The organism is Streptomyces shaanxiensis, from assembly GCF_039537145.1.
Lineage (GTDB): Bacteria > Actinomycetota > Actinomycetes > Streptomycetales > Streptomycetaceae > Streptomyces > Streptomyces shaanxiensis.
Window position 1 is genome coordinate 413,425 of record NZ_BAAAZY010000012.1, and the last position, 24,074, is coordinate 437,498.

A 24,074-nucleotide genomic window follows, 5' to 3' on the forward strand; every position below is an offset into this window, starting at 1 on the left:
ACGAGGCCATGACGACCGAGAGCACGACGCCCGAGACCCGCAAGCCCCCGACCGCGCCGGTCTTCGCCGTCGAGGGCCTGTGGAAGGTCTTCGGCCCCAAGTCGGACCGCATACCCGCCGACCCCGAGCTGACCGCCCTCGCACCCGCCGAACTGCGCACCCGCACCGGCTGCACGGCCGCCGTCCGTGACGTGTCCTTCGACGTCCGCAAGGGCGAGGTCTTCGTCGTCATGGGCCTGTCCGGCTCCGGCAAGTCCACGCTGGTGCGCTGTCTGACCCGGCTGATCGAGCCGACGGCGGGCACCATCGCCATCGACGGCGAGGACGTCCGCGCCATGGACAAGACCCGGCTGCGCGAACTGCGCCGCCACCGCGCCGCGATGGTCTTCCAGCACTTCGGCCTGCTCCCGCACCGCACGGTCCTCGACAACGTGGCGTACGGCCTGGAGATCCAGGGCGTCGGCAAGGCCGAGCGCCGTGAGCGGGCCGCCGCGGTGGTCGCCAAGGTCGGCCTGGAGGGCATGGAGCACCGCAGGCCCGGCCAGCTGTCCGGCGGCCAGCGCCAGCGCGTCGGCCTCGCCCGGGCGCTGGCGGTGGACCCCGAGGTGCTGCTCTTCGACGAGCCGTTCAGCGCGCTCGACCCGCTGATCCGGCGGGACATGCAGGAGGAGGTCGTCCGCCTGCACCGCGAGGAGGGCCGCACGATGGTCTTCATCACCCACGACCTCAGCGAGGCCCTCAAGCTCGGCGACCGCATCGCCCTCATGCGCGACGGCGCCGTGGTCCAGCTGGGCACCCCCGAGGAGATCGTGGGCTCCCCGGCCGACGACTACGTCCGCGAGTTCGTCCGCGACGTCCCGCGCGAGCAGGTCCTGACGGTCCGTACGGCCATGCGCGCCGCGTCGGCGGACGAGGCCGGCAACGGCCCGGCGCTCGCGCCGGACGCGACGGTGTCCGAGGCGATCGAGGCCGTGGCGCGCAGCGGTGCCCCGGCCCGGGTCATGGAAGGGGGACGGTGTCTGGGGGTGGTCGACCACGAACGGCTCCTCGGCGTCGTAGCGGGGACGCAGCAGCGTAAGGAGGTGGCTTGATGGCCACCGTCACCGCTTCCGCCCCGCAGGCCACCCTGCCCGGCTTCCTCAAACGCCCGGTCGTCCGCAAGCTCCTGCTGCTGGCGCTGGTCGCCGCGATCCTCGTCCCGCTGGCCAACGCCCGCTGGGCGAGCGGCACCTGGCCGGACGCGCTGACCGTCGACGTCTCCCAGCCGCTCACCGACACCAGCACCTGGATCATCGACAACCGCGACAGCCACCCGCTGTTCCTCTACTTCTTCGGGCACATCAGCAACGCGGTCGTGCTCTCCGTACGCGCCGTGTACCTGGTGCTGCTCGCGGCCGGATGGGCCGGCGTCACCGCCGCCGCGTCCCTGATCGCCTGGCGTGTGGCCGGCTGGAGGCTCGCCGCCGGCACCGGCGTCGCGTTCCTGGCCTGCGGGTTCCTCGGCATGTGGATCCCGACCATGCAGACCCTCGCGCTGATGGCCGTGGCGGTGCTCGCCTCGGTCGTCGTGGGCATGCTGCTCGGCCTCGCCGCCGGACTGTCCGACCGTATGGACCGGATGCTGCGCCCCGTCCTGGACACCATGCAGGTGCTCCCGGCGTACGCATACCTCCTCCCCGTCGTGCTGGTCTTCGGCATGGGCGTCCCCGCCGCCGTCCTGGCCACCGTCGTCTACGCCGCCCCGCCGATGGCCCGCCTGACCGCCCTCGGCCTGCGCGGCGCCGACAAGGAGGTGCTGGAGGCGGTCGAGTCGCTCGGCACCACCGCGCGCCAGCGCCTGCTGACCGCCCGTATCCCGCTGGCCCGCAAGGAACTCCTCCTCGGCCTCAACCAGACGATCATGATGGCGCTGTCCATGGCGGTCATCGCGTCGGTCATCGGCGCGGGAGGCCTCGGTGACCGCGTCTACCAGGCGCTGGCCACGGTCGACGTCGGCGCGGCCCTCGCGGCCGGCATCCCGATCGTGCTGCTCGCCGTCGTCCTGGACCGGGTGACCGGCGCGGCGGGGGAGCGGCTCGGTGACGAGCCGCAGCCGAACGGCCGGGCGCGCTGGCTGTACGCCCTGATCGCCACCGTTGCCACCGCCGTCGCCGCGCGTCTCTCGGGCCGCCTCGACTGGCCCGACGCCTGGACCCTGAACATCGCCGAGCCGGTCAACCGGGCCGTCGGCTGGATGACCGACCACCTCTACTCGGGCGTCCCCGTCATCGGCGGCACCGCCGACTGGGCCGCCCACTTCACCACCTGGATCCTCAACCCCCTGCGCGACGGTCTGCAGTGGCTGCCCTGGTGGTCGCTCCTGCTGATCGTCGCCACCCTCGCCTGGCTGATCGGCACCTGGCGCACGGCGCTGACCGCCGTGCTCGCCATGGCCGCGATCGGCGTCCTGGGTGTGTGGAACCCGTCGCTCGACACGCTCTCCCAGGTCCTGGCGGCCGTGGCCGTCACCCTGGTCCTGGGCTTCGCGATCGGCATCGCCGCCGCCCGCAGCGACCGCGTCGAACGCCTGCTGCGTCCCGTCCTGGACGTCTTCCAGACGATGCCGCAGTTCGTGTATTTGATCCCGGTGGTGGCCCTGTTCGGCGTGGGCCGCGCACCCGCGGTCGCCGCGGCCGTGGTCTACGCGCTGCCCGCCGTCGTCCGCATCACCACCCAGGGCCTGCGCCAGGTCGACCCGGCCGCCCTGGAGTCGTCCCGCTCGCTCGGCGCGACCCCCGCCCAGCAGTTGCGGCAGGTCCAGCTCCCGCTCGCCCGCCCGGCGTTGCTGCTAGCCGTCAACCAGGGCGTGGTCCTGGTCCTCGCCGTCGTCATCATCGGCGGCCTGGTCGGCGGAGGCGCGCTCGGCTACGACGTCGTCTTCGGCCTCGCGCAGGGCGACCTGGCGACCGGTCTGGTGGCCGGCGCGGCCATCGTCTGCCTCGGCCTGATGCTGGACCGGGTGACGCAGCCGACGGAACGCCGCGCGAAGAAGGGAGTGTGACATGCGACTTCGCATCCGACGTATGCGTACGACTGCCGTAGTGGCCGGCGTGTCCTCGCTGGCCCTGCTCACCGGCTGTGGTGCCGCCGACATGACCAAGCAGTCCTCGCCGTTCGCGAACGCCCAGGGCGCCAAGACCGTGACCCTGTCCGTGCAGTCCTGGGTCGGCGCGCAGGCCAACGTGGCCGTCGCCCAGTACCTGCTGGAGAAGGAGCTCGGCTACCGCGTCGACACCGTCCAGATCGACGAGGTGCCCGCCTGGGACGCGCTCAGCCAGGGCCGGGTCGACGCGCTCCTGGAGGACTGGGGTCACCCGGAGGAGGAGCAGCGGTACGTCAAGGACAAGAAGACGATCGTGCCCGGCGGCGACCTCGGGGTCACCGGGCACATCGGCTGGTACGTCCCGACGTACTTCGCCGAGCAGCACCCGGACGTCACCGACTGGAAGAACCTGAACAAGTACGCCGACCGGATGCGCACCGCGGAGAGCGGCGCCAAGGGCCAGCTGATGGACGGCTCGCCCTCCTACGTCACCAATGACAAGGCGCTGGTGGCGAACCTGGACCTGGACTACCAGGTGGTGTTCGCCGGTTCGGAGGCCGCGCAGATCACCCAGATCGAACAGTTCGCCAAGGAGAAGAAGCCCTTCCTGACGTACTGGTACGAGCCGCAGTGGCTGTTCAAGAAGGTCCCGATGACCGAGGTGAAGCTGCCGGCGTACAAGGAGGGCTGCGACGCGGACCCGGAGAAGGTCGCCTGCGCCTATCCGCACACCCCGCTCCAGAAGTACCTCAACGCCGACTTCGCGAAGGACGGCGGCGAGGCGGCGGCCCTGCTGAAGAACTTCAAGTGGACGACCGAGGACCAGAACGAGGTCTCCCTGATGATCGCCGAGCAGAAGCTGTCCCCGGAGGAGGCGGCGAAGAAGTGGGTGGACAGCCACGAGTCCACGTGGAAGGCGTGGCTGTCCTGACCTCATGGAGGCGTGGCCGGCCCGACGGTCACTTCGTGAGGCCGGCCGCGATGTCCCGGAGCGCCTGAGCGGCGCCGCGCTGGAGCTGCGGCCCGAACGTGATCCGGGTGGCCCCGAGTTCACCGAGTTCGGTGGGCGAGGGGCCGCCCGCGACCGTGCCGTGCACATTGATCGGCCCCTGGATCCCGGACCGCAGCAGCGGCAGTACGTCGGTGGGGGCGCCGATCGGATACACGCAGTCGGCGCCGGCGGCGACGTACAACGCGGCCCGCTCGATGGCCGCCTCGGCAGCCCGCTTCGGGTCGCAGTCGCCCCGGACGAAGGTGTCGATACGGGCGTTGACGAAGAGCCGGTCGGCGGCGGCGTGCCGTACCGCGGCGAGCCAGTCGGCGTGCGCGCGCGGGTCCTTGAGGACCCCGCCCTCGGAGTCCTCCAGGTTGCACCCCACGGCGCCGGTCTCCAGCAGCCGCTCCACGAGCTCCTCGGGCGCGATCCCGTACCCGCCCTCGATGTCCGCCGACACCGGCACGTCGACGGCACCGACGATCCGGGCGACCGCCGCGAACATCTCGTCGGCCGGGGTCTGCCCGTCCTCGTACCCGAGGCAGGCGGCGACCCCCGCGCTGGGCGTGGCGAGCGCCGGGAACCCGGCCTCGACGAAGACGCGGGCGCTCGCGGCGTCCCACGGGCCGGGCAGGACGAGCGGGTCGTCGGGGGAGCGGCGCCGGTGGAGTGCGCGTAAGGCGTCGACCTTGCTGCCGGTCCGGGTCACGATGTCGGTCACGGTGTGTGTCCCCCTGGTGGAATGCGTCGGCTGACCATCATCCGGTTCCAGCTGTTGATGGCGACGATCAGCCCGATGAGATGGGCGAGTCGGGGCGCGTCGAAGTGCGCGGCGGCACGGTCGTAGACCTCGTCGGGCACGAAGCCGTCCGTGAGCAGGGTGACCGCCTCGGTCAGCGCGAGCGCGGCCCGTTCCCGCTCGTCGAAGACGTCCTCGGCCTCCTCCCAGGCGGTCAGCAGATCGAGCTGCTCCTCGCTCACGCCGTGCTTGCGGGCGATGGCGAGGTGCATGTCCAGGCAGAACGCGCAGTGGTTGAGCTGCGAGGCCCGGATCACCACGAGTTCGGCGAGGGCCGGGTCGCCGAGGCCCCTCTTGGCGGTCGCGCTGAGCGTGGACATGGCCTGTCCGACCGCCGGGTCGAGCAGCCGGGTGCGGACCGTCACCCGTGCTGCCCCGGCTGGTAGTGCCCCGGCGCCATACGGCAGGTCACGCCGAACCGGTTCCACGCGTTGATCACCGTGATCGCGGCGATGAGCTGCGCCAGCTCGGCCTCCTCGAAGTGCTTGGCGGCCTTCGCGTACACCTCGTCGGGCACGAAGCCGTCCGTCAGTACGGTCACGGCCTCCGTCAGCTCGATCGCCGCGAGCTCCTTCGGGGTGTAGAAGTGCGCGGACTCCTCCCACGCGCTGAGCTGCACGATCCGTTCGACGCTCTCGCCCGCCGCGAGCGCGTCCTTGGTGTGCATGTCGAGGCAGAACGCGCAGTGGTTGAGCTGCGAGGCGCGGATCTTCACCAGCTCCCCCAGCCTCGGGTCGATCCCCTTCCGGGCGGCCGCGTCGAGCCGGATCATCGCCTTGTAGACCTCGGGGACGTGCTGGGCCCAGTTGAGGCGGGCGGGGTGTTCGGGGGCGTACTCCACTGCGGTGGTGGTCTCTGTCGTCGTCATGATCTCGACCCTAGAAGCGAAGCAGCCCAGGAGTATGGTCCACTTTCATGCCAAAACCTTGGGCCACTCTGGGCATCGACCTGCACCTGGAACCTGCGGGTCCGGGCCTGCGCCGAGGCCTGACCGACGCGCTGCGCGACGCGGTCCGCACCGGACGCCTCGCACCGGGCACCCGGTTGCCGTCCTCCCGCTCCCTCGCCGCCGACCTCGGCATCGCCCGCAACACGGTCGCCGAGGCCTACGCCGACCTGGTCGCCGAGGGCTGGCTCACGGCCCGCCAGGGTTCGGGCACCCGGGTGGCCGACCGGGCGATGACTTCGCCGACCGGCGACGGCACGGGGTTCCCGTCGGCCGAGGAGGACACGGCGTTCGCGCCGGCCGGTGGCCGCATGATGCTCCCACCGGCAGGCGCCCCCGCCCCACCCCCACCCCGCCGCCTGGCCTCGCCCCGCGTCACCGCCGCACCCCGCACGCAACGCCCCCGCCCCGCCTACGACCTGCTCCCGGGCTCCCCGGACCTCGCCTCCTTCCCCCGCACGGAGTGGCTCAAGGCGGCCCGCCGCGCCCTCCTCGCCGCCCCGCACGAGGCCCTCGGCTACGGCGACCCGCGCGGCCGCGCCGAACTGCGTGCCGCCCTCGCCGTCTACCTCTCCCGCGCGCGGGGCGTACGCGCCGACCCCGAGTGCATCGTGGTGTGCGCGGGATTCGGGCACGGACTGCAGCTGCTCGGCAGGGTGCTGCGGGCGCGCGGGGCGCAGACGGCGGCGGTGGAGTCGTACGGCCTGCCGCCGCACTGGAGACAGCTGACGGCGGCGGGCCTGGCCACGGTCCCCCTCCCGTTCGACGAACTCGGCACGAACCCGGGGGAGTTGACGGACCAGTCGGCACTCCTCCTCACCCCCGCCCACCAGTTCCCCATGGGCGTGCCCCTGCACCGCGACCGCCGGCCGACGGTGGTGGACTGGGCGCGCCGCACCGGCGGCCTGGTCCTGGAGGACGACTACGACGGCGAGTTCCGCTACGACCGCCAGCCCGTGGGCGCGCTCCAGGGCCTGGACCCCGACCACGTCGTCTACCTGGGCACCGCCAGCAAGTCCCTCGCCCCCGGCCTGCGGCTCGCCTGGATGGTGCTGCCGCCGGCGCTGGTGGAGGAGGTGACGGCGGCGAAGGGCCACGTGGACACGTGTGGCGCGCTGGACCAGCTGACCCTGGCGCAGTTCCTCACGTCCGGCGCCTACGACCGCCACGTCCGCGCCGCCCGCCTGCGCTACCGCCGCCGACGGGACGCCCTGGTCCGGGCCCTGGCCACCCACGCCCCGCACCTCCACGTCACCGGCATCGCGGCCGGCCTGCACGTCCTGCTGCGCCTGCCGCCCGGCACGGAACAGTCGGTGGTCCAGGCGGCCACCTGGCAGGGCCTCGCCCTCCACGGCCTGGCCTCCTTCCGCCACGCGTCCGCCCCGGTGGAGCCGACGGACGCGCTGGTGGTGGGGTACGGGACGCCGCCGGATCACGCGTGGGCGGGGGCGCTGGAGGCGTTGTGCCGGGTGCTGCCGTAGCTCAAAGCCTGTGAACAAAGGGCGCCCGCGATGCCGACGACCGCGCTCACCCGCTGGAGCACCTCCCAGACCCGCTTGCTCCAGTCGGTCTGGGCGGCCCCGGCCGGGAGGCCGCCGCGAGGTGGGCGGCGGGCTGCTGGGTCAGCTCGCCGTTCGGGTCGAGCCCGGCCAGTCGGCCCAGATCACGGCTGGCCCGGTCGGTGTGGCCGCTCATGGTGGATGCGGTGCCGGGGACCCACAGGGACAGCGCGCCGGGACTCGTCCCACCGGTCGAGACGGTAGTGGCACACGGCCTGGACGTAGCGAGTGTCGGCGTGGACGGAGGGGCGGCAGTTCAGCGGGCCGTCGGGCAGTTCGGTGAGGGCCGCGCGTGGATCGGGCCCGGCCTCGGCGGCGGCCCGCGCCCCGGCGACCCGGGGATGTCCGGGAGCGGTCCGCTCCGCGCGGCCGAGCACCCGGCGCGCCTTGTCGCGCTCCTCGCGCATGACATGGACCAGTCCCTTCACCAGCAGCGCCGTCACGCACTTCGGGGCCAGCCGCACGGCCAGGGCGGAGCTGCCGAGGGCCTCGCCGGTCCGGCCGGCGTGGGTGAGCAGCGCTGCCCGGCCGGACAGGGCCGGGATGTGCGTGGGGCACCGGGTGAGGACGACGTCCACGTCCCGCAGGGCCCCTTCCGCGCGGTCCAGCTGCGCCGGCTGGACGGCCCGGGCCAGCCGCAGGTCGGCGTCGAACGGGCGGCGGCGCACGGCTTCCGAGGGCAGTGCGGCCGCTTCCTCGAACTGCCCGTGCTCTCCTTTGGCCGGGGTCCAGCGTCACATCCGCGATCTGCGAGCCCGGCTCGCGGCTGAACACCCTGACGATCTGAGCGTCGTTCGGTCCCATGACCACCCCCTGTTTCCCCTGCTCCGGCCGGCCCCTCCGGCCGTACGGAACGCCAGGGAACAGGTCAGGCCCCGGACCTCCGGGAAGGCCTCGGGGAAATCTCGGGGGCGGCCGACGGCGCGGGCTCCTGCGGCAGCTCCCCGAACCGGGCCAGCGCCAACGCGCCCGCCACCGCCACCGCGAACCCCAGCACGGCCAGCCACCCCAACCCCTCCCGCGTACGGTCCCCCAGCCACACCACCCCCACCAGCGCCGGCCCGACCGTCTCCCCGATCACCATGGCCGCCGTGGCCGTCGTCACCGACCCCCGCTGCAACGCCGACGTCAGCGCCAGAAACGCCGCCCCACCACCCAGCAGCAGCGCATACGTCGCCGGATTCGCCAGCAGCTCCGGCACCGCGAGCGAGTCGATCAGCCGTACCGCCACCTCCACCACCCCGAACCCGAACCCGGCCGCCAGCCCGAGCACCAGCCCCCGCCCCCGCTCCGGCAGCCGCCCACCCGCCAGCCCCACGCCCAGCACCGCCAGCGCCACCCCGAGCATCGCGAACCTCAGCGCGTCCGACCCGCCCAGATCCCCCTCCGCCCCCGAGGCGAGCCCGAGCATCGCCAGCCCGGCGCACACCACCCCCACCGCGGCCCACTCGCCGCGCCGCAATCGCACATGCAGCAACCGTGCCGAGACCACGGCCGTCACCGCGAGACTGGAGGCCAACGCCGCCCCGACGGCGTAGATGGGAAGCGACCGCAGGGCAACGACCTGGAGCAGAAACCCGAGCCCGTCCAGGGCCAGTCCGGCCAGATACCGCCACTGCCGCAGCGCCCGCAGCAATACCCCCGCCTCGCCGCCCCGGCCCCCCTGCGCGCTCGCCGCCCGTGCGGCCATCGCCTGCAGAACGGTGGCCGTACCGAAACAGACCGCCGCACCAAGCGCACACACCATCCCAATGAGCACAAAGCGACTGTAGGTGAGCGGGAGAAGGCCAGCCCCGCCGACAGTCGCACTCGCAATGATCTCTAGGCTGTCCGCCGGACAGGAACACCGGATCACCGGACCGGACCCGGATCGCCGGGCAGGAACCGGATCACGGGCAACAACCGGATCATCGGGGGAGACACAGATGGCAGACACGCGACGGCGGCTGCGCTCCAGCACGGTCGTACTCGGCGGCATGGGAGTCATAGCCGCGGCCCTGACGTCCTGCGGCTCGGAACCGGACCGCCGCTGCGTCGACCGCGACAGCTACACCTACGAGGGCTACAAGGTCATCGCCGACAAGAACTGCAGTTCCGGCTCCACCACCTCCAGCTCCTCCTACGGCAAGAGCCGCAAGAAGACCGGCTCCGGCAGCAGCTCCGACGCCTCCTGGTACTACGACGCCGACATCGACGACGGCCGCGCCGACTACGGCACCTTCAGCCGCAGCGAGGCCGTCGACCGCGGCGGCTTCGGCTGCTCGGGCTCGGGCAGCAGCGGCGGCTGAGCAGGACCCGTACAGATGGAGCGCCGCACGATCGAGCCCCGCCCCGGCTGGCAGCAGACAGTCGAGGAACAGGGGCTCATCTACCCCCTCACCCGCCACCCCGACAACTCCCTGCGCCCCTACTGGGACGAGAGCGCCCACTACGTGTTCTCCCTGGCCGAGGTCGAGGCGCTGGAGGAGGTCGTCGAGGAACTCCACGGCATGTGCCTGACGGCGGCCGAGCACATCGTCGCCGAGAACCGTTTCGCCGACCTCGGCATCACCGACCCGCGCGTCGCGGACGCGGTCGCCGAGGCCTGGCGCCGCCGCGCCGAACTCCCCTCCCTCTACGGCCGCTTCGACCTCCGCTACGACGGCACCGGCCCGGCCAAGCTCCTGGAGTACAACGCCGACACCCCGACCTCACTGGTCGAGGCCGCCTCCCCCCAGTGGTTCTGGATGGAGGAACGCTTTCCCGGCGCCGACCAGTGGAACTCCCTCCACGAACGCCTCATCGCGGCCTGGCAGAAGCAGTCCGCCCTGCTTCCGCCCGGCGCCCCGCTCTACTTCGCGTACTCCTCGGCCGACGAGCTCGGCGAGGACATGATGACGGTCGCCTATCTGAAGGAGACCGCGGAACAGGCGGGCCTGGACACCGGCTGGATCTCCATGGAGGAGATCGGCTGGGACCGCCTCTCCGGCCGCTTCGTCGACACCCGGCTCCGGTTCATCCGCAGCTGCTTCAAGCTCTACCCCTGGGAGTGGCTCACCACCGACCGCTTCGCCGACCACGTCCTCGACACCCTGGACAACGGCGGCGGCACGGGCTCGACCCTCTGGATCGAACCGGCCTGGAAGATGCTCCTCAGCAACAAGGCCCTCCTCGCCATCCTCTGGGAGCTCCACCCGGACCACCCGAACCTCCTCCCCGCCTATCTCGACGGGCCACGGGAGCTGGCGAGCACCACGGGCTACGTCGCCAAGCCCCTGCTGGGCCGGGAGGGCGCGGGCGTGACGATCCACGAACCCGGCGCCGAGGCGGTCGTCCGCGAAGAACCCTGCTGCTACCAGCAGTTGGCCCCCCTGCCCGCCTTCGACGGCAACCGCGTCGTCCTCGGCGCGTGGGTCGTCGAGGACGAGGCGGCGGGCCTCGGCATCCGCGAGTCGTCCGGCCTGATCACGGACGAGTACGCGCGCTTCCTGCCGCACGTGATCCTGTAACGGCCGTACGTGACCCTGTAACGGTCGCACATGACCCATAGCGGCCGTATGTGATCCTGTAACGGCGTTACGCCGAGAGGGCGTTGGCTCGACCGGGGTCGATGCTGCCGCCCGGCTCGGCTCCCCCGAACCACCGTCCACGACCCGGGCGGCAGGCCTCCAGCATCGCCCCGGCGCCGACCGGCCCGCTATCCGCTTACGGCGGAGACCGCACCCTTTTGTGGATAGCCCGAGCCCCGCCGCAACGTCTGTGACGGCGTCTCCCCGTACACCTGCCGATAGTGCCCGGTGAACCGCCCCAGATGCGCGAACCCCCACCGCAACGCCACATCGGTGACCGTCCCCAGCCCATGCCCGTCCGCGATCGCCAGCAGGTCGCGCCGCGCCCGATCCAGCCGGACCCGCCGCAGATACGCCAGCGGGGTCATCGCCAGATGAACCCGGAACCCCTCCCTCAGACTCCGCACACTCACCCGCGCCGCCACCGCCATGTCGGCGACGGATATGGGCTCATGCGCATGCTCGGCACAGAAGTCCGCGGCCCGCCGCACCGCACTGGGCAGCACCGCCGGCCCCCGCCCCGCCACGGCATCGCTGAGCAGGTGCGGCTGGGCGTCCAGCAGCCCGTTCACCAGCAACTGCTCGAAGTGCCCCACCCCCAGCGGCGACCGCGCCGCCAACTCCGAGTCCGCGAACTCCGCGAACGCCCGCACCACCCGCAACCACGCCCTCACCATCCCCACCCGCGGATCCAGCACCGGCGCGAACCGCACGGGCGCGGACGGCAGTTCACCCAGCCGCACCGCGAGCGCCCGGTCGAGGGTGGCCCGGGGAACGATCAGCACCCGGTTCAGCGTCTCCCCACTCCACCGCATCGACAGCCGCTGCCCCGGATTGACGACGCTCAGCGCGGACGCCAACGCCACCCCGTCCGCCGTCACGACCCCGTCCCCGGCCAGCGGCACATGGATGTTGTAGAACTCCGGCAGCTCACCGGGCGTGACATCGACCTCCGCCCCGTACCCCAGCTCATACAGCGCCACGCCGCCCTCGTGCACACACCGGAACCGCCCGTCGACCGGGTGCTCGTCCAGCACCGTCAGCCGATGCGGCGCGAACCGCGCACTGACCAGTGCGTGCAACTCCTCGACATCACTGCCCCGAAACAGCAGCCCCCGCCCCGCACCGCCGGCTCCACCCATGACGACCATGCCTCTCCGTCACGCGTCCTGTGCGGAACGTACCGCCCCCGGCCCGCCGGCGCCTCGAAATCCGCGTGGCACATCCCTCGGCTATGCGATACGATACGTCTCGTCTCGCATGACGGAAGGTGGCCCGGCAGCCGGCCACCGCGCACCAGAGGGAGACCCCCGTGGAACACTCCATCGACGCGGCACCCGGCATCCGCCTCTGGGCGGAAGACCACGGCGCCCCCGACGCACCCCCACTCCTCCTGATCATGGGCGCCCAGGCCTCCGGGCTCGGCTGGCCGGACGAACTCGTCGGCCTCCTCGCCGCCCACCACCGCGTCATCCGCTACGACCACCGCGACACCGGCCGCTCCACCTGGGCCTACGACGACCAGCCCTACCCCCTCACCACCCTCGCCGACGACGCCCTCGCCGTCCTGGACGGACTCGGCGTCGCACGCGCCCATGTCGTCGGCATGTCGCTGGGCGGCATGCTCACCCAGCTCCTGATCGCCGACCACCCCGACCGCCTGCTGAGCGCGACCCTCATCGGCACGGCCGCCCTCAGCGACACCCCGTACCGCCACCCGGACGGCACCCGCACCCCACCCGAGGACCTCCCCGGCATCGACCCCCGCATCCTGGACCTGTGGTCCCAGCCGTGGACCGACGAGGGGCAGGAGGCGGAACTGAACCGGCGGGTCACCCACTGGCGGCTCCTGTCCGGCGACCAACTCCCCTTCGACGCCGACTACTTCCACTCCCTCGACCGCAAGGTCGTCGCACACACCGGCCACCACAGGCCCGGCGACGCCCACGGCCGCGCCGACCACTCCGGCATGCTCCGCACCGAACAACTCGCCCGGACCACGGTCCCCACCCTCGTCATCTCCGCCCCCGCCGAACCGGTCTTCCCCCTCCCGCACGCCCACCATCTGGCCCAGACCATCCACGGCGCCCATGTCGTCGAGATCCCCGGCATGGGCCACGCACTCCCGCCCGAGATCCACAAGCCCCTCGCCACGGCGATCCTCGACCACACCGCGCCCCGCTGAAGCCGGCACACCGCGCACCACTGAAGCGGTCGGCGGGCGAACGGCCGACTCACCCCCCGAGCACACCCCGCAACTGGGCGAGCCCCCAGTCCAGATCCTCCTTCCCGATCACCAGGGGCGGCGAGATACGGATCGTCGCCCCCTGGGTGTCCTTCACCAGCACGCCCCGCTCCATCAGCTTCTCGGACACCTCCCGCCCGGTGCCGTACGTCCGGGCGATGTCGATCCCCGCCCACAACCCGCGCCCGCGCACCGCCGTGACCCGCCCGGTCCCCGTCAACGCCCCCAGCTCCCGGTGCAGATGCTCGCCCAGCTCCGCCGCCCGCGCCTGGAACTCACCCGTCCGCAGCATCGCGATCACCTCCAGCGCCACCGCACAGGCCAGCGGATTCCCGCCGAAGGTCGACCCATGCTCCCCGGGCCGGAACACCCCGAGCACCGCCGCGCTGGACACCACCGCCGACACCGGCACGATCCCGCCCCCGAGCGCCTTCCCGAGCACATACATGTCCGGCACCACACCCTCGTGCTCGCACGCGAACGTACGACCCGTGCGCCCGAGCCCCGACTGGATCTCGTCCGCCACGAAGAGCACATTCCGCTCCTGCGTCAGCTCCCGCACCGCTGGCAGATAGCCCTCCGGGGGAACCAGGACCCCCGCCTCGCCCTGGATGGGCTCCAGCAACACGGCCACGGTGTTCTCCGTCAACGCCGCCCGCATCGCCGTCAGATCCCCGTACGGCACGATCTCGAAGCCCGGCGTGTACGGGCCGAAGTCCGCCCGTGCCTCCGGGTCGGTGGAGAAGCTGATGATCGTCGTCGTACGGCCGTGGAAGTTGTTCCCCGCGACCACGACCTTCGCCATCTCCGCCGGCACGCCCTTGACCCGGTACCCCCACTTCCGGGCGGTCTTCACCGCCGTCTCCACCGCCTCCGACCCCGTGTTCATCGGCAGCACCGTCTCCATCCCGCACAGCTCGGCGAGCTGCTCGCAGAACGCAGCGAACCGGTCGTGATGAAACGCCCGCGACGTCAGCGTCACCCGCTCCAACTGCGCCTTCGCCGCCTCCACGATCCGCCGGTTGCCGTGCCCGAAGTTGAGCGCCGAATACCCGGCCAGCAGATCCAGATACCGCCGCCCCTCCACATCCGTCATCCAGGCCCCGTCCGCCGTCGCCACCACGACCGGCAACGGGTGATAGGTGTGCGCGCTGTGCGCGTCGGCCGCGGCGATCAGGGATTCGGTCGTGCTCGACGTACTCACGGGGCTCTCCGTTCCGCCACCACGAGGGGCTCGCGCTCCGCCGGACACGAGGCTCGCGGTCACTGTCCATTTCTGGCCGTTCGAGTGTTTTGCGGCCCCTTCCTATCGTTGCTCGCATGGTGGACGCGGGACCATGCTCCGTCGGCGCGCCCGGTAGGCTGATCGACGGGCCGTGACTGGCGCGCTGGGATGGGACCGACCATCGGGGAGCGGCCCACTGGACCCCGTTGTCCAGCACCGAGTGCCGTGCGCCTGGGCCGTACCGTGAACGCTGCACACGACGTCCGGAGGTCCCCATGTCAGCCGAGCCCCTCTCCACCGAGTCCACCGCCTTCCGTGCCGCTCTCGACGTGATCCGCGCCGTCGAGCCGCGCGTGGCCGACGCCATCGGCCAGGAGGTCGCCGACCAGCGCGAGATGCTCAAACTGATCGCCTCCGAGAACTACGCCTCCCCGGCCACCCTCCTCGCGATGGGCAACTGGTTCAGCGACAAGTACGCCGAGGGCACCGTCGGCCGCCGCTTCTACGCCGGCTGTCGCAACGTCGACACCGTCGAGTCCCTCGCCGCCGAGCACGCCAAGGAGCTCTTCGGCGCCCGCCACGCCTACGTCCAGCCGCACTCCGGCATCGACGCCAACCTCGTCGCCTTCTGGGCCGTCCTCGCCGCCCGCGTCGAGGCCCCCGCCCTGGAGAAGGCCGGCGTCCGCCAGGTCAACGACCTCTCCGAGGCCGACTGGGCGGAACTGCGCCGCGCCTTCGGCAACCAGCGCATGCTCGGCATGTCCCTGGACGCCGGCGGCCACCTCACCCACGGCTTCCGCCCGAACATCTCCGGCAAGATGTTCGACCAGCGCTCCTACGGCACCGACCCCGCCACGGGCCTCATCGACTACGAGGCGCTGCGCGCCTCCGCCCGCGAGTTCAAGCCGCTGATCATCGTCGCCGGCTACTCCGCCTACCCCCGTCTCGTGAACTTCCGGATCATGCGTGAGATCGCCGACGAGGTCGGCGCCACGCTCATGGTCGACATGGCCCACTTCGCGGGTCTAGTCGCTGGCAAGGTCCTCACCGGCGACTTCGACCCGGTCCCGCACGCCCAGATCGTCACGACCACCACCCACAAGTCGCTGCGCGGCCCGCGCGGCGGCATGGTCCTGTGCGACGACTCCCTCAAGGACCAGGTCGACCGCGGCTGCCCGATGGTCCTCGGCGGCCCGCTCCCGCACGTCATGGCCGCCAAGGCCGTCGCCCTCGCCGAAGCACGTCAGCCCTCCTTCCGGGACTACGCCCAGCGCATCGTGGACAACTCCCGCGCGCTCGCCGAGGGCCTGATGCGCCGGGGCGCGACCCTCGTGACCGGCGGCACCGACAACCACCTGAACCTCATCGACGTCGCCTCCTCCTACGGCCTCACCGGCCGTCAGGCAGAGGCCGCGCTCCTCGAGTCCGGCATCGTCACCAACCGCAACGCCATCCCCGCCGACCCGAACGGCGCCTGGTACACCTCCGGTATCCGCATCGGCACCCCCGCCCTGACCACCCGTGGCCTGGGCACCGCCGAGATGGACGAGGTCGCCGCCCTCATCGACCGCGTCCTCACCACCACCGAGGCCGGCACCACCAGCAAGGGCGCGCCCTCCAAGGCCCAGCACGTGCTCGACCCGAAGATCGCCGACGAGATCTCCCACCGCGCCACCGACCTCGTGGCCGGCTTCCCGCTGTACCCGGAGATCGACCTGGGCTGAGGCCCGCGACGATTCACTGAGGGCCTCACAGGTCCAGGTCGATCAACTCCTGACGTGGTTCCTCCCGCGGCGGTCCGGCTCCCGGCCGGGCCGCCGCGCGGCGTATCAGCAACGTGCCGCCGATCCCTGTCGCGAACCCTGCGGCCAGCCCGGCCACCGCCCACCCGGCGTCATCCAGCGTGGAGCCGGGCCGGGCCCCTGCGGTCGCGTTCGCGACGAGCCCGTCCTCCGGCTCGCCGAGCAGCCTCGCCAGGTCCAGCCGCTCGAAGACGGTGCGCGGCGCCCGGTGCCAGCGGATGTCGTCGTCCTCCACCTCCGGCGCGAGATCCGACCGCACCCATGGGGTGCCGTCCTGGGCCACGAAGAGCTGGTCCTGCCGCTGGATGGCCACATCCCCTCCCGGAGGCCGGTCCGTCTGCGGCCAGCCACCGACTCCCGTCAGCCCCCAGACCACCGTGATCCGCATAGGCGGATGACGGCCCTCGGCCCAGTCCTCCGACACCCGCTCCGTTCCGACGTACGTCGGCTGCAACAGCTGCCACAGGCGGGCGAAGGCCGGCTCGCCGGAGCGCAACGCCGCCGTCCGTCCCGTCCCGCCCGCGACGACCACCGCCACGTCTGGGACGTCCCGGCCCTGCGTCGGCGCGGCCGCCGCGGTCGTCAGGGTCCCGGACAGCCCGGAGAGGACCAGCGCAGCCGACATCGGCACGAGCCGGGTGAGCCGTGTCCTTCCCTCTCTGATCCACCTTCGGCCTAGTGCCCTCATCCGTCCCCCTCCACGTCCCATCAGCCCCATCACGTCCCATACCGGCCACGCCGGACCACCCCGGACCACCTCAGCTCACATGGGCCCACATCAGCCGTCCGCCGGCGACGAGCTGCATCGGCTTCCCGAGCCAGCCCTCACACGTCCCGCAATTCCTGCCTCGGCCCTGGCTCACCCCGCCGCAGACGGTCCAGTGGCAGGCGGGCGACGTATGGGCGCAGGAACAGCGCCAGCACCGCCCCAGCCGCCGCGCCCGGCAGTGCCCACCACCAGTCCGTGGCGCCGCCCGACCGCGTCGCCCGGGCCGGGGAGGCCTCGGTCACCTCGGTCGCCTCGGCTGCGTTGGCCGCCGTGTCGGCCGAGGCCTTGCCCATCAGGCCCAGCCCCTTGAGCAGGGCGCGCAGCTGGGTCGGATGATCGGCGCGGTGCCAGGTCCCGTTCCTTGTCCTGTCCAGGTTGGCCGCGGTGTGTATCCAGACGTCTCGCCCGTCGTCGAGGGGGAAGACCTGGTCGAGGCGCCAAGGCGTCACGTCGTGGATCATCCAGGTGACGTTGACTTGGCGGGCTGCCGTCAGGTCGGCCTCGGGCGGCTTGTCACGCGTGCCCGTGCCCGGTGCGTCCAGTAGCTGCCCCAGTTCGACGTAGTCCTTGTCGGAGTAGTACAGCGAGGCCGTCTCCGTGCTCTCCGGGGAGACCAGGAGCACGCTCGTCGGTCCTCCGGCCGAGGCGGGTGCCGCGCCCCAGACCAGGAGGGCGAGTGTTGCCGTCAACGTCCCTGTCAGCGCCGCCAGTTCACGACACCACCGGCGCCGCCCGCTCGCCCCGTGCTCGCACGAAGTGTCAGGCCCACGCGACCGATCTCCCGAGCAGCCAGCGCCCTGTCCCCGCCGACGCCACCGATCTCCCCAGCAGCCGACCCCATGTCCGCCCATCCGAACCCCCAAGCCGAGCGATCCCCGTGCGGCCCGTCCCCGAGCCGCGTGTCACTTCTGGTACACCGCCCGACCCGACGGGGTTCCCATCCCCGACCCACTATTTCCGGATCTGCTGTTCCGAGGGTTCTGTCAACCTTCCGAAGACCTTCCGACACCTCGGACTACTTCGACGGCACCTCGGACGGCCTCTCGAGCGACCGCGCGATCTCCACCGCCCGCTCCTTCGACGCCACCCCTTCCAGCCGCAGCGTCACGGTCCCGTCCCCGGTCCTGCGGGTCCACAGCAAGGTGGGCCCGGCAGTGCGCTCCTCACGGGTGTAGCGCTCCCCGCTCGCGTCCACCAGCCAGAACGTCAGCAGGTGCGGCCGGGCGAACCACAGGGCCGGGTCGGGTGAGCCGCCCTCCGAGTCATCCGTGCCCAGCGAGAGCCATTTCGGCTGTTCGCGCACGGTCTTGGCGAAGCCGATGTCCAGACTCGCCCGGCGCTCGTCCAGCCGTATCGTGCGCCCGTCCTCCCGCCAGCACAGGCTGACCGCGAACCGCCCCCGTGGCTCACCCGTCACCGCAGCCGTGTCCGGCATGCCGAGCTTCCCGGGCACCAGCGGCTCGAAGCCGGCCCGGCGTTCGGCGTGCGCCAGCGACACCGAGTGGCCGCAGGCGGGGACCTCGGCGCCCGGTGAGGGGACCGCCGACGGGTCGTACCGCACCTCGACTCCCGCGAAGCCGAACCAGTCGAAGACCGCCGCCCGCACGGGGGGCGTGAGCACGAGCACCGTCAGCAGGCCGCACAGCGCCGCGGTCAGGGAACGCCACCGCATTCGCGTCCAGCGCCGCACCTCCCGCAGCCGCCCGGCGGCACCCGGCGGCTCGGCCACCGGAACAGGCACCTGCTCGGCGAGTATCTGTCCGAGCACCCGCTCGACCATCGTCTCGGCGCCGTCTGCCGCACCGGGCGCGTCCAGCGAGCGGCCGAGCGCCCGCAGCTCCTCGGGCAGCCGCGCGGCGTCCGAACGCCGACCGCGATCACCGGTCCCCTGTCCGCCGCCATACCGACCGCGGCCTCCGGCACCCGCGCCGCCGTCACGCCGACCGTTCCGATCGGCGCCTCGACGGTTCCCGGTGCCGTCACGCTCGTAAGTACGCGGTCCGTCACCGTCGTACGTCCCAGGCCCGCGACCGTCGTATGCCCCAGGCCCGCGACCGTCGGACGCCCCCGGCCCCTGACCGTCGGACGAAGCCCGTCCGTGGCCGTCGGACGGAGGCCGTCCGTCGCCGTCGTACGAAGCCCGCCCGTCGCCGTCATACGGCATCCCTTCGTCACTCATGCTCATCACCTCCCTCCCGAGGCTGAAAATCCGGCAGTAGCCGCCCCAGCTTTCGCAGTGCGCGATTCAGCCGGGATTTCACCGTGCCCCGGGGCCAGCCCAGGGCCTGGGCCGTCTCGGACTCGTCCATCTCCAGGAGATAGCGGTAGGTGACGACCAGGCGGTGCTCCTCGCTCAGCTTCTCCAGGGCGGCCTGGAGTGCGGCCCGGCGCTCTATCTCCAGCGCTGCCACCGCCGGGTCCGCCGATTCCGGTATCAGCGGCTCCGCCTCCACGAACGCCGCCTCTCGCCCGGCGAGCGTGCGCTGGCGGGCTGCCGTACGCACTGTGTTCCTGGTCTCATTGGCGACGATCGCCAGCAGCCACGGCTTGAAGGCCGCGCCGTCCTTGAACCGGCCCAGCGAGCAGTACGCCTTGACGAAGGCCTGCTGCACCACGTCCTCCGCGTCCGCACCCGCCCCGAGTGCCGCGGCCGCCCTGAGCGCGATGCCCGTATGGGCCCGCACCAGCTGCGCGTACGCCTCCGGCTCCCCGGCGCGTACGCGTGCGATCACCGCGGCCTCATCGACGATGCGGCCCCCCTCCCGCGTCCTCACACCTTTGTTACACCGTCGGAGACGGATCGGTTCCCATCTGTTTCCGACCAGTTCCGGACCGGCCCCCGAGACCTGAGAGAATGGTGAGCATGGCCTCTGATCGACCCCGCGTGCTCTCCGGAATCCAGCCCACCGCAGGCTCGTTCCACCTCGGCAACTACCTCGGCGCCGTCCGCCAGTGGGTGGCTCTGCAGGAGACCCACGACGCGTTCTACATGGTCGTCGACCTGCACGCGATCACGGTCCCGCAGGACCCGGCCGAGCTGCGCGCCAACACCCGCCTCGCCGCCGCCCAGCTCCTCGCGGCCGGGCTCGACCCCGAGCGCTGCACGCTCTTCGTCCAGAGCCATGTCCCCGAGCACGCCCAGCTCGCCTGGATCATGAACTGCCTCACCGGCTTCGGCGAGGCGTCCCGTATGACCCAGTTCAAGGACAAGTCCGCCAAGCAGGGCGCGGACCGGGCCTCGGTCGGCCTGTTCACGTACCCGATCCTGCAGGTCGCGGACATCCTGCTGTACCAGGCCAACGAGGTCCCGGTCGGCGAGGACCAGCGCCAGCACATCGAGCTCACCCGCGACCTCGCCGAGCGCTTCAACGGCCGGTTCGGCGCGACCTTCACCGTCCCGAAGCCGTACATCCTCAAGGAGACGGCGAAGATCTACGACCTGCAGGACCCGTCGATCAAGATGAGCAAGTCGGCGTCCACGCCGAAGGGGCTCATCAACCTCCTCGACGAGCCCAAGGCCACCGCCAAGAAGGTCAAGAGCGCGGTCACCGACACCGACACCGTCATCCGCTACGACGCCGAGAACAAGCCCGGTGTCAGCAACCTGCTCAGCATCTACTCGACCCTCACGGGGACGGGAATCGCGGAACTGGAGCAGAAGTACGAGGGCAAGGGCTACGGTGCGCTCAAGACGGACCTCGCCGAGGTCATGGTCGAGTTCGTGACGCCCTTCAGGGAGCGCACCCAGCAGTATCTGGACGACCCCGAGACCCTGGACTCGATCCTGGCCAAGGGCGCGGAGAAGGCGCGTGCCGTCGCCGCGGAGACGCTCTCCCAGGCGTACGACAAGGTGGGCTTCCTGCCCGCCAAGCACTGAGCCCGTCCCACGGCACACGGCCGGAACACGGCCGTACCACCGCACAGCGCTGCACATCACTACGGTTGCGCCTGCCCGCAGCACAGCCGTGGCCGTACAGTCGATAGCCGAGTGGCCGTATCAGCGGTCACTCACGCTCACCAACCGGGCATGAGCTCATCACAGAACGGGCTCACAACAGGACGAGCTCCTCGCGACGGACGGGCTCACCGACATGACGACAGGAGACGACGTGGGGACCGTAACGATCGGTGTGTCGATCGCGGTCCCGGAGCCTCACGGCAGCCTGCTCCAGGAGCGGCGCGCGGGCTTCGGCGACGCCGCTGCTCACGGCATCCCCACGCACGTCACGCTGCTGCCGCCGACAGAGGTCGACGCCTCGCTGCTGCCCGCGATCGAGGCACATCTCGTCGAGGTCGCGGCCGCCGGCCGCCCCTTCCCGATGCGGCTGTCCGGCACCGGCACCTTCCGGCCCCTCTCGCCGGTCGTCTTCGTCCAGGTCGTCGAGGGCGCCGAGGCCTGCACGTGGTTGCAGAAGCAGGTCCGCGACGCCTCCGGGCCCGTCGCGCGCGAACTGCAGTTCCCGTACCACCCGCACGTCACGGTCGCGCACGGCATCGACGACGCGTCGATGGACCGCGCCTTCGAGGAACTCGCCGACTACGAGGCCGGCTGGCCCTGCACCGGCTTCGCCCTCTACGAACAGGGCGCCGACGGCGTGTGGCGCAAGCTGAAGGACTTCGCCTTCGGGGGGTCGGTGGTGCCGCCGCAGCCGGGGCACGCGGAGCGCGGGTCCATTCCCGCGAGTTAGCTCCGCCGGTAGGGCCGCGACCACGGAAGTGCCGTGATGCGTCGTCGGCCCTCGGGCGTCTGTGGCGCCGTCATGGCTGGTCGCGCCCACGCGGCAGAGCCGCATGTCGATACAGCCCCGGCGCCCCTTGCGACCCTTCCTGGCGCTGCGGCACACGCGCGCGTGGATGGCTTACGACGCGCCCCGAACCTAGATCGGCAGCCGCCGGAACGCCGCCCGAGGCACATGCCGCAGGGCCGACATCACGACCCTGAGCGCGCCCGGCACCCACACCGTCTCCGAGCGCCGTCGCAGGCCCAGTTCGATCGCCGTCGCTACCGCCTCGGGAGTGGTCGCCAGTGGGGTTTCCTCCAGGCCGGCGGTCATCTTGGACCGTACGAATCCGGGGCGTACGACCATGACGTGGACGCCGGTGCCGTGCAGCGCGTCGCCCAGGCCCTGGCAGAAGGCGTCCAGGCCGGCCTTGCTGGAGCCGTAGATGAAGTTGGCGCGGCGGGCCCGCTCGCCGGCGACGGAGGACAGGACGACGAGCGAGCCGTGGCCCTGGGACTGGAGTGCGCTCGCGCTGACCAGGCTCGCCGACACGGCACCCGTGTAGTTGGTCTGGGCGACCCGCACGGCGTTCAGCGGCGCGCGCTCGTCACGTGCCTGGTCGCCGAGGACTCCGAAGGCGAGCAGCACCATGTCGATGTCGCCCTCCGCGAAGACCTTGCCGAGCACCGTCTCGTGGGACTCGGGGTCCAGCGCGTCGAAGGCCACGGTGCGCACGTCGGCCCCCAGGGTGCGCAGATCGGCGGCGGACCGCTCCAGGGTGGGCGACGGGCGGCCCGCCAGCCAGACCGTGCGGGTACGGCGCGCGATCAGGCGGCGCGTGGTGGCCAGCGCGATCTCGGACGTACCGCCGAGGACGAGCAGGGACTGGGGGATGCCGAAGGCGTCCTTCACGACAGCTCCTAGAGATCTGAGAGTCCGAGAAACCTGAGAGTCTGAGAGACCTGAGAGTCCGAGAGACCTGATGGCGGGTGTTGCGGGCGAGGCGGCCGGGTTCTACAGGCCGAGGCGGCGGGCCAGGTCCGACACGAACACCCCGTGCGGGTCGATCTCGGCGCGCAGGGCGCGGAAGTCGGCCAGGCGCGGGTACATCGCGGCGAGCAGCTCGGGCCGCAGCCGGGCGTCCTTGGCCAGGTAGACACGTCCGCCGGCCGCGGCCACCTCATCGTCCAGCTCGTCGAGGAGGGCGCCGAGGCCGGGCAGGCCGGCCGGGATGTCCAGGGCGAGCGTCCAGCCGGGCACGGGGAAGGAGAGCCAGCCGGGGTCGGCCTCACCGAAACGCTTGAGGACGGCCAGGAAGGACGGGCAGCGGTGCTCGGAGACGCGCCGCACGATCCGGCGCAGTGTGTCCTCCTGGCCGCGTCCGACGACGAACTGGTACTGCACGAAGCCGCCCCGGCCGTAGATCCGGTTCCAGTGGGGCACGCCGTCCAGCGGGTGGAAGAAGGCGGTGAGCTTCTGCAGTTCGCCGGTACGCGCGCGTGGGGCCGTGCGATACCAGAGCTCGTTGAACCAGCTCACGGTGCGGCGGCTCAGCAACCCCTCCGGAAGGAAGGCGGGCGCGCCAAGGAGGCGGGAGGGGCGGAAGGCGAGCGGGTCTCTACGCGCGCGCGTGCCTTCGCGCAACGCCTCCAGGGGTGCGTGGTCGCCGCGCGTGAGGACCGCACGCCCTGTCTCCGCGCCGCGTGCCAGCAGGTCGATCCACGCGACCGAGTAGCGGTAGTGGTCGTCGGTGGCGACCAGTCGGGCCATCAGGTCGTCCAGGTCCCGGGCGCGCTCCGTGTCGACCGACATCAGGGACGTTTCCACCGGCTGGAGCTGGACCGTCGCGGTCAGGATCACGCCGGTCAGGCCCATACCGCCGGTGGTCGCGTCGAACAGGGGGGTTCCGCGGCGGACCATGCGGATCCCGCCGTCGGCGGTCAGGAGTTCCAGCGACAGGACATGGCGGGAGAAGGTGCCCGAGACGTGGTGGTTCTTGCCGTGGATGTCGGCCCCGATCGCGCCGCCCACCGTCACATAGCGGGTGCCGGGAGTCACCGGCACGAACCAGCCGAGCGGGAGCAGCACCTCCATCAGCCGGTGCAGCGAGACTCCCGCGTCGCACAGCACGGTGCCGCCGTCGGCGTCGATCGCGTGGATGCGGTCCAGGCCCGTCATGTCGAACACCGAGCCCCCGGCGTTCTGCGCCGCGTCCCCGTACGCCCGCCCCAGGCCCCTGGGGATGCCTCCGCGGGCCCCGCAGTCCCGGACGGCGGCCGCGGCCTCCTCGTAGGTCCGTGGGCGGATCAGACGGGCGGTGGTGGGGGCGGTGCGGCCCCATCCCGTGACGGAGACGGTGTCGGCAGGCATGTCGGCGACCGTAG

General features: G+C 72.0%; 23 protein-coding genes and 1 riboswitch. Of the genes, 10 read left to right on the plus strand and 13 right to left on the minus strand.

Features of this window, described 5'->3' with window-relative positions:
- The first annotated feature begins 8 nt into the window (after positions 1–8).
- The 3 genes from ABD932_RS24875 to ABD932_RS24885 are packed head-to-tail and all read left to right on the plus strand — an operon-like array spanning position 9 to position 4,013.
- Positions 9–1,091 (plus strand): quaternary amine ABC transporter ATP-binding protein, encoded by a 1,083-nt coding sequence (locus tag ABD932_RS24875; protein WP_345016386.1) that lies wholly within the window; start codon positions 9–11, stop codon positions 1,089–1,091.
- Positions 1,091–3,040, plus strand: coding sequence for an ABC transporter permease (locus ABD932_RS24880; RefSeq protein ID WP_345015732.1), 1,950 nt, complete (start codon positions 1,091–1,093; stop codon positions 3,038–3,040). The genes ABD932_RS24875 and ABD932_RS24880 overlap by 1 nt, the downstream gene beginning before the upstream one ends.
- 1 nt (position 3,041) lies before the next feature.
- Complete coding sequence (locus tag ABD932_RS24885; RefSeq protein WP_345015733.1) at positions 3,042–4,013, plus strand: ABC transporter substrate-binding protein; 972 nt, start codon at positions 3,042–3,044, stop codon at positions 4,011–4,013.
- A 28-nt stretch (positions 4,014–4,041) separates the two neighbouring features.
- Here ABD932_RS24885 and ABD932_RS24890 read toward each other — a convergent pair whose 3' ends face one another.
- From ABD932_RS24890 to ABD932_RS24900, 3 genes are read right to left on the minus strand one after another with little or no spacing between them, the layout of a single operon-like run.
- Positions 4,042–4,797, minus strand: coding sequence for an isocitrate lyase/PEP mutase family protein (locus ABD932_RS24890; protein ID WP_345015734.1), 756 nt, complete (start codon positions 4,795–4,797; stop codon positions 4,042–4,044).
- On the minus strand, positions 4,794–5,240 hold the full coding sequence (locus ABD932_RS24895) for a carboxymuconolactone decarboxylase family protein (RefSeq protein ID WP_345015735.1): 447 nt from the start codon (positions 5,238–5,240) through the stop codon (positions 4,794–4,796). Before ABD932_RS24895 ends, ABD932_RS24890 begins: the two co-directional genes overlap by 4 nt.
- A complete protein-coding gene (locus tag ABD932_RS24900) occupies positions 5,237–5,743 on the minus strand; it encodes a carboxymuconolactone decarboxylase family protein (RefSeq protein WP_345015736.1) in 507 nt (168 codons plus the stop codon). The genes ABD932_RS24895 and ABD932_RS24900 overlap by 4 nt, the downstream gene beginning before the upstream one ends.
- 47 nt (positions 5,744–5,790) lie before the next feature.
- On the opposite strand from ABD932_RS24900, the gene pdxR reads away from it, so the two are divergent.
- A complete protein-coding gene (pdxR, locus tag ABD932_RS24905; protein ID WP_345015737.1) occupies positions 5,791–7,302 on the plus strand; it encodes a MocR-like pyridoxine biosynthesis transcription factor PdxR in 1,512 nt (503 codons plus the stop codon).
- Between the two features lie 182 nt (positions 7,303–7,484).
- Here the strand turns inward: pdxR and ABD932_RS24910 are convergent, their stop codons facing one another.
- Both ABD932_RS24910 and ABD932_RS24915 read right to left on the minus strand, forming a co-directional pair.
- On the minus strand, positions 7,485–8,048 hold the full coding sequence (locus ABD932_RS24910; protein WP_345015738.1) for a tetratricopeptide repeat protein: 564 nt from the start codon (positions 8,046–8,048) through the stop codon (positions 7,485–7,487).
- 200 nt (positions 8,049–8,248) lie between these two features.
- Entirely contained in the window at positions 8,249–9,127 is an 879-nt protein-coding gene (locus ABD932_RS24915) for a DMT family protein (protein WP_345015739.1), read from the minus strand.
- Between the two features lie 178 nt (positions 9,128–9,305).
- On the opposite strand from ABD932_RS24915, the gene ABD932_RS24920 reads away from it, so the two are divergent.
- Together ABD932_RS24920 and ABD932_RS24925 are read left to right on the plus strand one after the other, a co-directional pair.
- Entirely contained in the window at positions 9,306–9,668 is a 363-nt protein-coding gene (locus ABD932_RS24920) for a hypothetical protein (protein ID WP_345015740.1), read from the plus strand.
- A 15-nt stretch (positions 9,669–9,683) separates the two neighbouring features.
- Entirely contained in the window at positions 9,684–10,868 is a 1,185-nt protein-coding gene (locus ABD932_RS24925) for a glutathionylspermidine synthase family protein (protein ID WP_345015741.1), read from the plus strand.
- Positions 10,869–11,056: 188 nt separating this feature from the next.
- On the opposite strand, the gene ABD932_RS24930 is transcribed toward ABD932_RS24925, so the two are convergent.
- Positions 11,057–12,079 carry an AraC family transcriptional regulator gene (locus ABD932_RS24930; protein ID WP_345015742.1) on the minus strand — a complete coding sequence of 341 codons (1,023 nt, stop codon included), beginning with the start codon at positions 12,077–12,079 and terminating at the stop codon, positions 11,057–11,059.
- A gap of 161 nt (positions 12,080–12,240) precedes the next feature.
- Here ABD932_RS24930 and ABD932_RS24935 point away from each other — a divergent pair, with 161 nt between their 5' ends.
- A complete protein-coding gene (locus tag ABD932_RS24935; protein ID WP_345015743.1) occupies positions 12,241–13,113 on the plus strand; it encodes an alpha/beta fold hydrolase in 873 nt (290 codons plus the stop codon).
- 49 nt (positions 13,114–13,162) lie between these two features.
- Here ABD932_RS24935 and rocD read toward each other — a convergent pair whose 3' ends face one another.
- Positions 13,163–14,377: an ornithine--oxo-acid transaminase gene (rocD, locus tag ABD932_RS24940; RefSeq protein WP_345015744.1), complete on the minus strand. Its 1,215-nt coding sequence runs from the start codon at positions 14,375–14,377 to the stop codon at positions 13,163–13,165.
- A gap of 162 nt (positions 14,378–14,539) precedes the next feature.
- Positions 14,540–14,642: riboswitch (ZMP/ZTP riboswitch) on the plus strand.
- A 31-nt stretch (positions 14,643–14,673) separates the two neighbouring features.
- On the opposite strand from rocD, the gene ABD932_RS24945 reads away from it, so the two are divergent.
- Positions 14,674–16,122 (plus strand): glycine hydroxymethyltransferase, encoded by a 1,449-nt coding sequence (locus ABD932_RS24945; protein ID WP_345015745.1) that lies wholly within the window; start codon positions 14,674–14,676, stop codon positions 16,120–16,122.
- 25 nt (positions 16,123–16,147) lie between these two features.
- On the opposite strand, the gene ABD932_RS24950 is transcribed toward ABD932_RS24945, so the two are convergent.
- The 4 genes from ABD932_RS24950 to ABD932_RS24965 form a co-directional block, all read right to left on the minus strand.
- Positions 16,148–16,825, minus strand: a complete 678-nt coding sequence (locus ABD932_RS24950) for a hypothetical protein (RefSeq protein ID WP_345015746.1) — start codon at positions 16,823–16,825, stop codon at positions 16,148–16,150.
- 200 nt (positions 16,826–17,025) lie between these two features.
- Positions 17,026–17,658: a hypothetical protein gene (locus ABD932_RS24955; RefSeq protein WP_345015747.1), complete on the minus strand. Its 633-nt coding sequence runs from the start codon at positions 17,656–17,658 to the stop codon at positions 17,026–17,028.
- A gap of 326 nt (positions 17,659–17,984) precedes the next feature.
- Positions 17,985–18,818, minus strand: a complete 834-nt coding sequence (locus ABD932_RS24960; protein WP_345016388.1) for a hypothetical protein — start codon at positions 18,816–18,818, stop codon at positions 17,985–17,987.
- Between the two features lie 322 nt (positions 18,819–19,140).
- Positions 19,141–19,743, minus strand: a complete 603-nt coding sequence (locus tag ABD932_RS24965) for an RNA polymerase sigma factor (RefSeq protein WP_425587511.1) — start codon at positions 19,741–19,743, stop codon at positions 19,141–19,143.
- 89 nt (positions 19,744–19,832) lie between these two features.
- On the opposite strand from ABD932_RS24965, the gene trpS reads away from it, so the two are divergent.
- Positions 19,833–20,846, plus strand: coding sequence for a tryptophan--tRNA ligase (trpS, locus tag ABD932_RS24970; protein WP_345015749.1), 1,014 nt, complete (start codon positions 19,833–19,835; stop codon positions 20,844–20,846).
- Between the two features lie 232 nt (positions 20,847–21,078).
- Complete coding sequence (locus ABD932_RS24975; RefSeq protein ID WP_345015750.1) at positions 21,079–21,657, plus strand: 2'-5' RNA ligase family protein; 579 nt, start codon at positions 21,079–21,081, stop codon at positions 21,655–21,657.
- A gap of 189 nt (positions 21,658–21,846) precedes the next feature.
- On the opposite strand, the gene dprE2 is transcribed toward ABD932_RS24975, so the two are convergent.
- Positions 21,847–22,602, minus strand: a complete 756-nt coding sequence (dprE2, locus tag ABD932_RS24980) for a decaprenylphospho-beta-D-erythro-pentofuranosid-2-ulose 2-reductase (RefSeq protein WP_345015751.1) — start codon at positions 22,600–22,602, stop codon at positions 21,847–21,849.
- Between the two features lie 102 nt (positions 22,603–22,704).
- Entirely contained in the window at positions 22,705–24,060 is a 1,356-nt protein-coding gene (gene dprE1 / locus ABD932_RS24985; RefSeq protein ID WP_345015752.1) for a decaprenylphosphoryl-beta-D-ribose oxidase, read from the minus strand.
- Positions 24,061–24,074: the final 14 nt, after the last annotated feature.